Raw genomic sequence first — 12,721 nt, 5'->3', positions numbered from 1 at the left:
TGCTATTCGGTGACGTCGGAGCCGAAGTACTTCTCCGAGATTTCCGCAAGCGTACCGTCTGCACGCAGACTGGCGAGGGCCTCGTCGACTGCGGCAATCAGGTCGTCGCTGCCCTTGGTGAAGGCGAAGGCACTCAGGGATTCCTCATCGGTTTCAGCGGCGATCTTGATCGCGTCGGTGGGGTTGGTCTGCTGGTAGTCCAGGTAGGTCAGCGTGTCGTTGATCGTGGCGTCCACCCGCCCCTGTTCCAGGAGTGCGACTGACTGCGCCCACCCTTCGACTGCCTCAATTTCGGCGCCGCTTTCCTGCGCCAGCGCGTGCCAGTTGCTGGTCAGCGACTGAGCGGTGGTCTTACCCTCGAGGTCCTCGAAGGAGGTGATATCTGTGTTGTCTGCGGTGGTCACAATAACACCGGTGCTGACCGTGTAGGGATCGGAGAAATCGTAGTTTTCGAGGCGCTCGTCGGTGATCGAGACCTGGTTCGCGATGACATCGAACCGGCCGGCATCCAGCCCGGCGAAGATGGCGTCCCACTGGGTTTCCTCGAACTCCGCCTCAACACCGAGTTCCTCGGCGACGGCGGTGATGACCTCGACGTCGAACCCGGTCAGATCGCCCGCGCCGCCCTCATGGAAACTGAAGGGACGGTAGGTTCCCTCGGTGCCGACGGTGATGACGCCGGCATCCTGGATTTCCTGCAGCGTGGTGGGTCCCGCAGAGGCGCTGCCGTCAGCTGGCTCCCCGGTGGTTTCTCCGCCGCCGCAGGCCGCCAGGCCCAGGGTGAGAGCGGTGGCTGCGCCAAGGATTGAAAGACGACGGGTCAACATTTTTGCGGGTCCTTAATAACTGGGGATGGTTCAGGGGTCTCCTGCCGTTGTACAGGGCATGGTTGTGCGGGCACAACGTGCGGAGCCACATAGTGCAACAAAGCCCTCAGCGGAATTAGTTCCGGCCGCCGGTGTGATCCGTGCGACCTTGGGCCGCTCCGGACTCGTCCCCGGGGGCTGCGGGCATAAGCTGAACACCAGAGCAACGGAGGCTTATACATGAGCATGGAAGGCGCTGCCTGGAATTCCCTGTACCGGATTTCCACCGCCAAGGACAGCAACAACAAATTCTCGAAGGAAACGCTGAAACGCATCCTGAGATTTGCTGTGCCGTACCGGACCAAACTGATCTTCTTCATCGCGCTGTCGGTGGTGTCCGCGTTCCTCGCGGTCGCGACGCCGGTCCTCGCTGGCCAGGTGGTCAACGAAATCATTGCCGGCACCGGGCTTGAGACAGTCATCTGGCTGGCCGTCGTCATCGCACTAGTAGCGGTTGCCGACGCCGTGGTGTCCATGGCGACCCGCTGGTTCTCCTCGAAGATCGGTGAGGGAGTCATCCTGGACCTGCGCACCACCGTTTTCGACCACGTACAGAAAATGCCGATCGCCTTCTTCACCCGCACCCGGACGGGCGCACTGGTGAGCCGGCTCAACAACGACGTGATCGGCGCGCAGCAGGCCTTCAGCGGCACCCTCTCCGGGGTGGTCAGCAACATTGTGGCGCTCGCCCTCACCCTGGTGGTCATGCTGACGACGTCGGTCCTGGTCACCGTGCTGGCCGTCATCATGCTGCCGATCTTCCTGTTGCCCGCGCGCCGGATGGGCAACCGCCTCGCCGCCCTGCGTCGCGAGGCCGCCGACCACAACTCGGCGATGAGCACGCAGATGACCGAGCGCTTTTCCGCCCCCGGTGCCACCCTGGTCAAACTGTTCGGCCGCCCGGACGAGGAGTCGCAGGAATTCGCGGTCCGCGCCGCACGGGTCCGCGACATTGGCGTCCGGATGGCCATGCTCCAGTGGGTCTTCGTCACCGCACTGATGCTGGTCTCCGCGCTCGCCCTCGCCCTGGTCTACGGCCTCGGCGGTGCCCTGGCCCTGAACGGTGCGCTGAACACGGGTGAGGTGGTCACGCTCGCGCTGCTGCTCACCCGCCTGTACGCACCCCTGACCAACCTGGCCAACGCCCGGGTGGAAATCATGAGCGCGCTGGTCAGCTTCGAGCGCGTCTTCGAGGTCCTCGACCTGGACCCGCTGATCAAGGAGAAGCCCGACGCGGGACGTATCCCCGACGGTCCGGTCTCAGTGGAGTTCGACGACGTCCGGTTCGCCTACCCCTCGGCGGACAAGGTGTCCCTCGCCTCACTGGAGGAGGTCTCCACCCTGGATACCCGGGGCGGCGAGGAGGTGCTGCACGGGGTGTCCTTCCGGGTGGAACCGGGCCAGACGATCGCCCTGGTGGGAACATCGGGTGCCGGTAAATCCACGATCGCGCAGTTGCTGTCCCGGTTGTACGACGTCGACAGCGGCGCGGTCCGCCTCGCTGGCACCGACGTGCGGGACGTGACCTTCGAATCGCTCCGGCACACCATGGGCATGGTCACCCAGGACGGCCACCTCTTCCACGAGACCATCAAATCCAATCTGCTACTGGCACGGCCCGGGGCGACCGACGAGGAGATCTGGGACGCCGTCCGGCGTGCCCGGCTCGAACCGCTGCTGAGGTCACTGCCCGATCAGCTGGACACCATGGTGGGGGAGCGCGGCTACCGGCTTTCCGGCGGCGAACGCCAGCGCATGACGATCGCCCGGCTCCTGCTGGCCCAACCCCGGGTGGTCATCCTGGACGAGGCGACCGCCGCGCTGGACTCCACCTCCGAAGCAGCAGTCCAGGCAGCGCTCAGTGAAGCACTGGAGGGGCGGACCGCCATCGTCATCGCCCACCGGCTCTCGACCATCCGCACCGCCGACCAGATCCTCGTGATCGAGGACGGCCAGATTGCCGAACGCGGAACCCACGACGAACTGCTGGAGCGTGGCGGCAGGTACGCGGAACTGCACCGCACCCAGTTCGCGGTCAGGAAGAACGTGGCGCCCGGAGTCTAGTTCCGTGCAGACCGTGCAGACCGTGCAGACCGTGTCAGGTGGCAGGGGCGGCGGTGCCGGCCGCGCCGCCACGGGGGCGCGGGTCCGGAATGTGAAGTAGCGGGAGCGCTGCGTTGACCATGGGTCCTATTAAGAGGGCAAAGGCGACGGTGCCGACGCCGACGGTGCCGCCGAGCACCCACCCGATGGCCAGCACAGTGAGTTCGATCAGGGTACGAACCTTCCAGATCTTCCAGCCCCACTTCCGGTTGATGCCGGTCATTAACCCGTCCCGGGGTCCGGGGCCCATCCGGGCACCGATGTACAGTCCGGTTGCCAGCGCCAGGAGGGTGAGCCCACCGGTGAACAACAGGATCTGCGCCCAGAGTTCCGTCGGCATCGGAAGTATGGCCAGGCCAACCTCTGCGCTGGGGCCCACCAGCGCCACGTTGAGTACCGTCCCGATGCCCGGCTTCTGCCGGATAGGAATCCAGAGCAGGAGCACCAGCAGCCCAATGATGTTGGTGGCGACGCCAAAGGGGAGCCCCGACTGAAGTGCGACACCCTGCCCGAGGACGTCCCACGGTGACACGCCGATCCCGGCCTGGATCATCATGGCAATGGCAAAGCCGTAGCAGAACAAGCCAACCAGTAGCTGGGGGACGCGTCGGAGGAAGAGGTGGCTCATAGGGGCCGACATTACGCCCCGCGGCTGCTTCTCAACGATTCCGTTTCGGCGGTCCGGGTGAGGCGCGTCAGCAACGTCAGATCCTTCTGAGGGCCGCTGACCCGCCACCGGTACTGCCAATGATCCCGACCCACCAGGACGAACTCTCCCCGGTAGACGTCGGGTGAGCACGGATGTGCGGGCGAATCCTGGCCGGTGGAGAGGTCGAGGCAGTGGAAAAAGCGGCCGTCCGGGAAGAACACCTCTGCTGACTGGGGTTCTACTGTCGGCCGCCAGAACAGTTCGCGGGTCGCTGGTGTGGGTGAGGACCCTGCCCAGGTGAGGGAGCCGTGCTCGCCGTGGCGGAGGGCGCCGTCGTCGAACGTGAAGGTCGCGACGCCGGTGAACCGGCCCGTCAGACCGGAGGCATGATCGGTCAGTGAACGCTCGACCGTCCAGGAGCCGTGCAGATAGTTGAGGAGCGTGTCAGCGGCGCCGAGGCGAAACGGTTCATTCATCGGGCTACCCATCCACGGTGGTGCCCCTGGCCGGAATCGAACCGACGACCTTCCCTTTAGGAGAGGGACGCTCTATCCTACTGAGCTACAGAGGCGGGTACAGCGGTACCAGCTTACCTGCTTTCGGGCGCTGGCCCATTCGGGTCGGTTAGCAGTACCGGGAGCTTGCCGCGCACGCTGCCCGGAAGCAGGACCGCCAGAAGTCCTGCGATGGCTGAGAGCCCCAGCAGGACCCAGCGCGCGATGGTGAGCGCCGAGGCCAAGGCAACCTGGCCGTCGTCGGGCGCTGTGGCCGCCAGCATCGAATCTATTGCCACGTTCTCCCACAGGTCCACCACCGCGAACAGCAGCGGCGGGGCCCAAAGCAGCCAACGCAGCCAACGGCGATCGACATTCAACTGGATCAGGAGAAGCCACGCGATGCCGAAGATGAGCGGGAACAGTGTTCCCGCAGTCTTATGGAGGTAGCTGAGCTGGCCGAGCGCGTCGTCGTCCATGGCCGCCTGCAGATCGGCCACGTGGGCCGGGCCATAACCACCAAACATCATGTCGGGCATCGTCAGCCCCTCGGCGAGCTGGCCCAGCTGGCCCAGCGCGAGGAGATGGTAGTACCCGAACAGGAGAACTGCCGTGGCAGCCGCGGCGATCAGGAGCATGTTCCCGTTGCTGCGTGGCGGAACTGCGGTTGGAGCGGCATCGGGAATGCCAGCCGCGGCCGGTCCGTGCTTCTTGGCGATCTGCGCTCGGGTCTTGGACATGGAGTGATTATCCCAGCTGTCCGGATGAAATCAGATCCCACCATGTCGAACTGACGATAAACTGTGAACTACATCACGTTTTGGTGACAAATATGCCATTCGAAGCATCTGTGATTGCAAACACACCACGGTTTGCGGTTGTTTAGATGAATGGCAATTAACCAGGCACTACCTATGACCAGCGTTGCGGATGAAATTGGCTGGCTCGCTGCGGTCGAGGATGCGATTGATTCGGTTTTCGCTCCCGTAACCGAGGTGTTCTCCAACATCGTGTTCTTCCCCATCACCATTGGGGAGGTCAGCTTTCCTATAGTTGTCGCGTGGCTGATCGCCGCGGGCATCATCTTCACCATCTACTTCGGCTTTGCCCAGTTCCGGCACCTCAAGGTGTCCTACGAAGTGGTCCGCGGCAGGTATTCCTCCAAGGACGACCCGGGAGAGGTCCCTCACTTCCAGGCCCTGACCTCAGCGCTGTCCGGCACGGTCGGACTTGGCAACATTGCCGGTGTCGGCGCGGCTATGGCCCTCGGCGGGCCTGGCGCAACATTCTGGATGATCCTGGCCGGTTTGCTTGGTATGGCCACTAAGTTCGCTGAATGTACCCTCGGGGTGAAGTACCGCGAGGTCCACCCTGACGGCACCGTCAGCGGCGGGCCGTTCAAATACCTCCCCATCGCTTTCGAGAAGTTTGGCCGACTGCCCGCAAAGATCCTGACGGGTATCTTTGCCGTCGCCATCCTCATCTTCGGTGTGGCTGGTGGCAATATGTTCCAGGCCAACCAGACCTTCGCCCAGGTGCAGAACGTCACCGGCGGCGACGACGGATTCCTCGGCAGCGCGGGCGCTGCCCTGATCTTCGGCATTGTCCTCGCCGCACTTGTCGGCGCAGTGATCCTCGGCGGCATCAAATCAATCGGTGCCACCACCAGCCGGCTCGTCCCCGCCATGGCAGCCGTCTACATCGCGGCCTGCCTCTTCGTGATCGTCGTCAACATCGGCAACGTCCCAGCGGCCTTCGGCTCCATCATCGAGGGTGCTTTCGCCCCCGCCGGTATGGCAGGCGGCTTCATTGGTGTCATGATCGTCGGCTTCCAGCGTGCTGCATTCTCCAACGAGGCCGGCCTGGGCTCCGCAGCAATTGCCCACTCGGCAGTCAAGACCCGCCGTCCGGTCAGTGAAGGCTTCGTCGCGATGTTCGAACCGTTCATCGACACGGTGGTCATCTGCACCATGACCGCACTCACGATTGTGATTGCCAGTGCACCAAGCCTGCAGGCCGGAATCGACCAGGTGCAGGCCGGCGACGGCGCTCCCGACGGCGTGATCCTCACCTCGGATGCCTTCGAATCGGTCATTTCGTGGTTCCCGATTGTGCTGGCCATCGCTGTTGCCCTGTTCGCCTTCTCCACCCTGATTACCTGGTCGTACTACGGGCTGAAGGCCTGGGAGTACCTCTTCGGACGCAGCAAGGTGTCCGAAATCATCTACAAGTGCGTGTTCCTCTTCTTCACCGTCGTCGGCACCGTCCTGACCTTCGCCCAGGTCCTGAACTTCGCCGACGCCGCGCTGTTCGTCTGTGCTTTTGTGAACCTGCTCGGTGTGTACATGCTGCTGCCGGTCATCAAGCGCGAGATGAAGGCCTACCTGGCCGACCGCAAGAGCGGCACGTTGCTGCAACTCGGTATCGACCATGACGATATCGAAGAAGCCAAGCCGTAATCGCCATCACGATCTAGCGTTCAAACGCCCGCCGGTTCCGTTGAACCGGCGGGCGTTTGGGTGTGAGGTGGGGTTGCCCAACCGGTTTCGTCGGTGCCAGCAACTAGACTTGGTGGCACCATGGATATGCTTTTCGACCCACACCTCGGCTCCACTCCCGCCAGTTCAGGGCGGCGCGCGACGTCGTCGGCGCGCCCTGCAGCCGCCGACCCGGCGGACGGTTCCGCTGACGTGCCGCACTCCAGCGGCGGGCGCCGGGACGATGCACGCGCACGGGAACTATTGGTGGGCCTGAATCCGCAGCAGGAAGAAGCCGTCCGCCACAGCGGGTCGCCGCTACTGATCGTTGCGGGCGCCGGCTCGGGCAAAACCCGGGTGCTCAGTCACCGCATTGCCTACCTGTTGGCCATGGGCAGGGCCCACCACGGTGGGATCCTGGCAATCACCTTCACCAACAAGGCCGCCGCCGAAATGCGCGAACGCATCGAAGGCCTGGTCGGCGACGTCGCCAAGCGCATGTGGATCTCCACCTTCCACTCCTCCTGTGTGCGGATCCTGCGGCGGGAGGCAGCCTCCGTGGGGCTGAACTCCAACTTCTCCATCTACGATTCAGCCGACACGCTGCGGCTCGTCACCCTGGTGGCCAAGGGGCTGGATCTGGATCCCAAGCGGTTCACGCCCAAATCCATCCAGCACAAAATTTCGGCCCTGAAGAATGAACTGATCGATGAGGAGAGCTACGCCAGCTCAGCCAACTACTCGGACCCGTTCGAGCAGGCAGTCGCCGAGGTCTACAAGGGTTACGCGCAGCGGATGCGTCAGGCCAACGCGATGGATTTCGATGACCTGATCGCCCAGACCGTCTACATGTTCAGGGCCTTCCCCGGGGTGGCCGACTACTACCGCCGCCGGTTCCGGCACGTCCTGGTGGACGAGTACCAGGACACCAACCACGCGCAGTACGCCCTGGTGCGGGAAATTGTTGGCATCACGGAGGACCCCAGCGAAAACGGGGAAGCCATTCCGCTCGCCGAACTGACGGTGGTCGGCGACTCGGACCAGTCGATCTACGCGTTTCGGGGTGCCGACGTCCGGAATATCGTCGAGTTCGAGAACGACTATCCCAATGCGCGCACCATCCTGCTGGAACAGAACTACCGATCCACCCAGACCATCCTGAGCGCAGCCAACGCGGTGATTTCCCGTAACCCGGACCGGCCCGACAAAAAACTGTGGACCGCCGAGGGTGATGGCGAACCGATCGTCGGGTACGTGGGCGAAAACGAGCACGAGGAAGCCCGGTTTATCGCCGAGGAGATCGACCGCCTCCAGGATGAGGATGACCTTCGTCCTGGCGACGTGGCGATCTTTTACCGGACCAACGCGCAGTCCCGCTCCATTGAGGAAATCCTGATGCGCGTAGGTCTGCCGTACAAGGTGGTGGGCGGCACCCGCTTCTACGAGCGCAAGGAGATCAAGGACGCGCTCGCCTACCTGCGGGTCCTGGTCAACCAGGACGACGTCGTCAACCTCCGCCGAATCCTCAACGAACCGAAGCGCGGGATCGGGGACCGGGCCGAATACGCCGTCGCGGCGCTCGCCGAGCGGGAGCGGATGTCCTTCATGGCAGGACTCCGCCGGGCCGGCGAGGCGCCGGGCCTGGCGACCCGCTCACTGAATGCAGTGAACGGCTTCGTGAAGCTCATCGATGATCTCGCTGAGGTGGCCGACGGGTCGGGTGCCTCCGCGGCACTGGAAGCGGTGCTGGAGCAGACCGGCTACCTGGCACAGTTACGGCTGAGCAACGATCCGCAGGACGAGTCGCGGGTGGAAAACCTTGCGGAACTGGTGGCGGTGGTCCGCGAGTACGAACAGGAAAACCCTGACGGAACACTCGGCGACTTCCTGGAGCAGGTCTCGCTGGTGGCTGACGCCGACCAGATCCCCTCGGCGCCCGAAGGGTCGGCTGCCGAGGTGGAACAGGCGGTCGCCGAAGCCAAACGGCTGGGTGTGGTCACCCTGATGACCCTGCACACGGCCAAGGGGCTCGAATTTCCAGTGGTGTTCCTGACCGGCATGGAGCAGGGCATCTTCCCGCATCAGCGCTCAGCTACCGACCCAAAGGAGCTGGCCGAGGAACGCCGGCTCGCCTACGTGGGGCTGACCCGCGCGCGGAAACGGCTCTACATCACCCGGTCCGAGGTGCGCAGCATGTGGGGTCAGAGCCAGTACAACCCTGCCTCGCAATTTGTCGGCGAAGTGCCCAGCGAACTCATCAAGTGGAAGCGGGAAGGCGCATCCGGGCCGGTCTGGTCCGGGGGCGCAGCAATCGGAGGCAACAACCGGTTCAGCGGATCCTACTGGGGGGCCGGTGCCGCGGGCGGCGACGACACCGGGCGCGGGCTGCCCACCCGGTCGGCAACCGTCGTCGGGCGTGTGCAACCACAGAAAGAGGTGCTCTCAGTTGCGGTGGGGGACAAGGTCAACCACACCAGCTTCGGCAACGGGACCATTCTGGCCGTCGAGGGAGCGGGCGACAAGACGGTGGCGAAAGTGTCGTTCGACGGTGGCGAGAAGCGCCTCCTGCTGAGGTATGCGCCGCTGACCAAGACGGGGTAGTTCATTAGCTCATCAGGTTACATTTCTACAAACCATAGAACTGTGGCCTTGGTCACTAAACGGGTAGTCTGTGAAAGGCGCTGAACGCCAAGGGACTAAAGTTCCCTGTGTAAACCTACTTCGACGTAGAAGGACACTGGCCTGTGGATCTGTTCGAATATCAGGCGCGCGATCTTTTTGAGGCACACGGAGTACCCGTGCTCGCCGGCATCGTGGCGCATACCCCCGAGGAAGCAAAGGCGGCAGCCGAGAAAATTGGCGGTGTCGTCGTCGTCAAGGCTCAAGTCAAAGTTGGAGGCCGCGGTAAAGCGGGCGGCGTCAAAGTCGCAAAGACCCCCGATGAGGCGTTCAAGTACGCCTCGGACATCCTTGGCATGGACATCAAGGGCCACACCGTTCACAAGGTGATGATCGCGCAGGGCGCTGACATCGCCGAGGAGTACTACTTCTCGGTACTGCTGGACCGGTCCAACCGCAACTACCTGGCCATGTGCTCGGTGGAAGGCGGCGTGGAAATTGAGCAGCTCGCGGTTGAGCGTCCCGAAGCGCTCGCCCGCATCGCCGTCGACCCCGCTGTGGGCATCGACCAGGCGAAGGCCAACGAGATCGTGGAGACCGCAGGGTTCGCTCCCGAGCTGCGCGAGGGTGTTGCCCACGCGATCATCAAGCTGTGGGACGTCTTCGTCTCAGAAGACGCCACCCTGGTGGAGGTCAACCCGCTGGTGCAGACCGGAAGCGGCGAGATCATTGCCCTCGACGGCAAAGTCACCATCGACGAGAACGCTGCGTTCCGTCAGGCCGGCCACGCCGAGCTTGAGGACCAGGACTCGGCTGACCCGCTGGAGGCCAAGGCGAAGGCCAACGACCTCAACTACGTCAAGCTCGACGGTGAAGTGGGGATCATCGGCAACGGTGCCGGTCTGGTCATGTCAACGCTCGACGTCGTCGCGTACGCCGGCGAAGCCCACGGCAATGTGCGTCCAGCGAACTTCCTGGACATTGGCGGTGGAGCATCGGCTGCTGTGATGGCTGCCGGACTCGACGTCATCCTGAACGACCCTCAGGTCAAGAGCGTGTTCGTCAACGTGTTCGGTGGCATCACCGCGTGTGACGCGGTCGCCAACGGCATTGTCGAAGCGCTCCAGATCCTGGGCGACAAGGAAAACAAGCCACTGGTAGTCCGCCTCGACGGCAACAACGTTGAGGAAGGCCGCCGCATTCTCGCCGAGGCGAACCACCCAATGGTCACCCTCGCCGACACCATGGATGAAGGCGCCGACAAGGCCGCCGAATTGGCTTACGCCGCCCGCTGATCGAGCCTGCACTCCCCGGCTAGTGTTCTGCCGGGTCCAAAGGATTAAGGAATAACGTATGTCAATTTTTCTCAACAAAGACTCCAAGGTCATTGTGCAGGGCATCACCGGCGGCGAAGGCACCAAGCACACCGCGCTGATGCTCGCTGCCGGCACCCAGGTGGTCGGTGGGGTCAACGCCCGCAAGGCTGGCACCACCGTCACCCACGGTGACGTCACCCTGCCGGTCTTCGGTAAGGTCAGCGAAGCGATGACCGAAACCGGCGCCGACGTGTCGATCGTCTTCGTCCCCCCGGCCTTCACCAAGGACGCGGTGATCGAGGCCATCGAGGCCGGCATCGGACTCGTCGTCATCATCACCGAGGGCGTCCCCGTGCAGGACTCGGCCGAGTTCTGGGCCCTCGCCCAGTCCAAGGTCGACGCCGACGGCAACCAGGTCACCCGGATCATCGGCCCCAACTGCCCAGGCATCATCACGCCCGGGGAGTCCCTGGTCGGCATCACCCCGGCGAACATCACCGGTAAGGGTGGCGTGGGCCTCGTGTCCAAGTCAGGCACCCTGACCTACCAGATGATGTTCGAGCTGCGCGACCTCGGTTTCTCCACCGCCATCGGCATCGGCGGTGACCCCATCGTCGGAACCACCCACATCGACGCACTTGCTGCGTTCGAGGCGGACCCCGAGACCAAGGCCATCGTCATGATCGGCGAAATCGGTGGCGACGCCGAAGAGCGTGCCGCCGAATACATCAAAGCCAACGTCACCAAGCCGGTTGTCGGCTATGTGGCAGGCTTCACCGCACCCGAGGGCAAGACCATGGGCCACGCCGGCGCCATTGTGTCCGGCTCAGCGGGTACGGCTCAGGCCAAGAAGGAAGCCCTTGAGGCTGCAGGCGTGAAGGTCGGCAAGACGCCGTCCGAGACCGCCAAACTGCTCCGCGAAGTGTACGCGGGACTGTAATTCCTGCAGCGGAGGGCCCCGGCAGCTGGATTAGTCCAGCCGCCGGGGCCTTTTCTGTCCTCGGGGCTGGTGAGCAGTTGCGCTGGAATTCGGGGCGTGACGGCCGCGTTAGGCTAACTGAACACCCCTACATCCCAGTTTGAGGAGTATGCATGCGTGCCACCATCATTCACGGTCCCGGCGACATCAAGGTTGAGGACCGCGACTACCCCACGATCAAGCGTCCGACCGACGCCATCGTGAAGGTCACCGCTTCCTGTGTCTGCGGTTCGGATCTCTGGCCCTACCGCGGCATCGGCAAGAACCGCGGCACCCGCGCGATCGGGCACGAATTTGTCGGAGTCGTCGAGGAGATCGGCACCGAAGTTACAGACCTGGCGGTGGGCGACTTCGTGATTGCCCCCTTCGTCGACAGTTGCGGCAAATGTCCCCAGTGCCTCAATGGTGTGACGGTGGCGTGCGACCACCTCACCTCCTGGGGCGGCGACGACGAGTTCGGCCACTACGTCGAGGGCGCCCAGGGTGAGGCGGTCCGCGTCCCCCAGGCGGACGGCACCCTGCGCCGGGTAGATGGCGTGGCCGACCCCGACCGGGCGCTGACCGCCAGCCTCCTGACGCTTTCCGACGTGATGTCCACGGGCCACCATGCCGCGGTCAGCGCCCAGGTCGGACCAGGCCGCACCGTGGTGGTGGTCGGCGACGGCGCCGTCGGGCTGTGCGGTGTGCTCGCCGCAAAGCGACTCGGCGCGGAACGCATTATCGCGATGTCCCGGCACGAGGATCGGCAGGCGCTGGCCCGCGAGTTCGGCGCCACCGACATCGTCGCCGAACGTGGCGATGCCGGCGTGGAGAAAGTCCGGGAATTGCTGGGGGGAGTGCTGGCCGACTCGGTGCTTGAGTGTGTGGGTACCAAGGAGTCGATGGAGCAGGCGCTCGCCAGCACCCGGCCCGGCGGCAACCTCGGGTTTGTTGGTGTTCCCGCCGGCGGCGCCGAACTGCCCATCGGCCTGCTGTTCTCGAAGAACATCACCGTGGGCGGTGGCATGGCCCCGGCCCACACCTACATTCCCGAGCTTCTGGCCGACGTCCTCGCCGGGAAGATCAACCCGGGCAAAGTGTTCGACGTCGAGATGCCCCTCGAAGAAGCAGCGGCAGCCTACCAGGCCATGGATGAGCGCCGCGCGATCAAGGTACTGCTCAAACCCTAGCCCCACCCCCGAACGCGCCGGCAGCCGTGTTGCACACGGATGCCGGCAC

Annotated in this window: 10 protein-coding genes and 1 tRNA gene; 6 read left to right on the top strand and 5 right to left on the bottom strand. The window is 64.1% G+C overall.

Going from position 1 to position 12,721, the window contains the following annotated elements:
• Positions 1 to 2 precede the first annotated feature (2 nt).
• A complete protein-coding gene (locus ACX80Z_RS14125) occupies positions 3 to 827 on the bottom strand; it encodes an amino acid ABC transporter substrate-binding protein (RefSeq protein ID WP_459316297.1) in 825 nt (274 codons plus the stop codon).
• Between the two features lie 219 nt (positions 828 to 1,046).
• Between ACX80Z_RS14125 and ACX80Z_RS14120 the strand changes: the two genes are divergently transcribed.
• Positions 1,047 to 2,930: an ABC transporter ATP-binding protein gene (locus ACX80Z_RS14120; protein ID WP_459316296.1), complete on the top strand. Its 1,884-nt coding sequence runs from the start codon at positions 1,047 to 1,049 to the stop codon at positions 2,928 to 2,930.
• A 34-nt stretch (positions 2,931 to 2,964) separates the two neighbouring features.
• Here the strand turns inward: ACX80Z_RS14120 and yczE are convergent, their stop codons facing one another.
• The 4 genes from yczE to ACX80Z_RS14100 all read right to left on the bottom strand — a co-directional run bounded on the left by yczE (position 2,965) and on the right by ACX80Z_RS14100 (position 4,852).
• A complete protein-coding gene (gene yczE, locus ACX80Z_RS14115; RefSeq protein WP_459316295.1) occupies positions 2,965 to 3,597 on the bottom strand; it encodes a membrane protein YczE in 633 nt (210 codons plus the stop codon).
• Between the two features lie 11 nt (positions 3,598 to 3,608).
• Positions 3,609 to 4,094, bottom strand: coding sequence for a DUF6314 family protein (locus ACX80Z_RS14110; protein ID WP_459316294.1), 486 nt, complete (start codon positions 4,092 to 4,094; stop codon positions 3,609 to 3,611).
• 18 nt (positions 4,095 to 4,112) lie between these two features.
• A tRNA-Arg gene (locus ACX80Z_RS14105) sits at positions 4,113 to 4,189 on the bottom strand.
• 18 nt (positions 4,190 to 4,207) lie between these two features.
• Positions 4,208 to 4,852: a hypothetical protein gene (locus ACX80Z_RS14100; protein ID WP_459316293.1), complete on the bottom strand. Its 645-nt coding sequence runs from the start codon at positions 4,850 to 4,852 to the stop codon at positions 4,208 to 4,210.
• Between the two features lie 174 nt (positions 4,853 to 5,026).
• Between ACX80Z_RS14100 and ACX80Z_RS14095 the strand changes: the two genes are divergently transcribed.
• The 5 genes from ACX80Z_RS14095 to ACX80Z_RS14075 all read left to right on the top strand — a co-directional run bounded on the left by ACX80Z_RS14095 (position 5,027) and on the right by ACX80Z_RS14075 (position 12,672).
• Positions 5,027 to 6,571 (top strand): alanine/glycine:cation symporter family protein, encoded by a 1,545-nt coding sequence (locus ACX80Z_RS14095; RefSeq protein ID WP_459316292.1) that lies wholly within the window; start codon positions 5,027 to 5,029, stop codon positions 6,569 to 6,571.
• Positions 6,572 to 6,697: 126 nt separating this feature from the next.
• Positions 6,698 to 9,190, top strand: a complete 2,493-nt coding sequence (gene pcrA, locus ACX80Z_RS14090; protein ID WP_459316318.1) for a DNA helicase PcrA — start codon at positions 6,698 to 6,700, stop codon at positions 9,188 to 9,190.
• Between the two features lie 143 nt (positions 9,191 to 9,333).
• Positions 9,334 to 10,503, top strand: a complete 1,170-nt coding sequence (gene sucC / locus ACX80Z_RS14085) for an ADP-forming succinate--CoA ligase subunit beta (RefSeq protein WP_019483851.1) — start codon at positions 9,334 to 9,336, stop codon at positions 10,501 to 10,503.
• Between the two features lie 58 nt (positions 10,504 to 10,561).
• Positions 10,562 to 11,464, top strand: a complete 903-nt coding sequence (sucD, locus tag ACX80Z_RS14080; RefSeq protein ID WP_019483852.1) for a succinate--CoA ligase subunit alpha — start codon at positions 10,562 to 10,564, stop codon at positions 11,462 to 11,464.
• Between the two features lie 152 nt (positions 11,465 to 11,616).
• Entirely contained in the window at positions 11,617 to 12,672 is a 1,056-nt protein-coding gene (locus tag ACX80Z_RS14075) for a zinc-dependent alcohol dehydrogenase family protein (RefSeq protein WP_024475443.1), read from the top strand.
• Positions 12,673 to 12,721: the final 49 nt, after the last annotated feature.

The sequence above is a fragment of the Arthrobacter sp. TMT4-20 genome (assembly GCF_054510775.1).
This window is presented reverse-complemented; position numbering and strand designations above follow the sequence as displayed.

Excerpts from the sequence above, each read along its gene's own strand:
- ACX80Z_RS14100 (WP_459316293.1), bottom strand. The coding sequence starts at position 4,852 with ATGTCCAAGACCCGAGCGCAGATCGCCAAGAAGCACGGACCGGCCGCG.
- pcrA (WP_459316318.1), top strand. The coding sequence starts at position 6,698 with ATGCTTTTCGACCCACACCTCGGCTCCACTCCCGCCAGTTCAGGGCGG.
- yczE (WP_459316295.1), bottom strand. The coding sequence starts at position 3,597 with ATGAGCCACCTCTTCCTCCGACGCGTCCCCCAGCTACTGGTTGGCTTG.
- ACX80Z_RS14110 (WP_459316294.1), bottom strand. The coding sequence starts at position 4,094 with ATGAATGAACCGTTTCGCCTCGGCGCCGCTGACACGCTCCTCAACTAT.
- ACX80Z_RS14075 (WP_024475443.1), top strand. The coding sequence starts at position 11,617 with ATGCGTGCCACCATCATTCACGGTCCCGGCGACATCAAGGTTGAGGAC.
- ACX80Z_RS14120 (WP_459316296.1), top strand. The coding sequence starts at position 1,047 with ATGAGCATGGAAGGCGCTGCCTGGAATTCCCTGTACCGGATTTCCACC.
- sucD (WP_019483852.1), top strand. The coding sequence starts at position 10,562 with ATGTCAATTTTTCTCAACAAAGACTCCAAGGTCATTGTGCAGGGCATC.
- ACX80Z_RS14125 (WP_459316297.1), bottom strand. The coding sequence starts at position 827 with ATGTTGACCCGTCGTCTTTCAATCCTTGGCGCAGCCACCGCTCTCACC.
- ACX80Z_RS14095 (WP_459316292.1), top strand. The coding sequence starts at position 5,027 with ATGACCAGCGTTGCGGATGAAATTGGCTGGCTCGCTGCGGTCGAGGAT.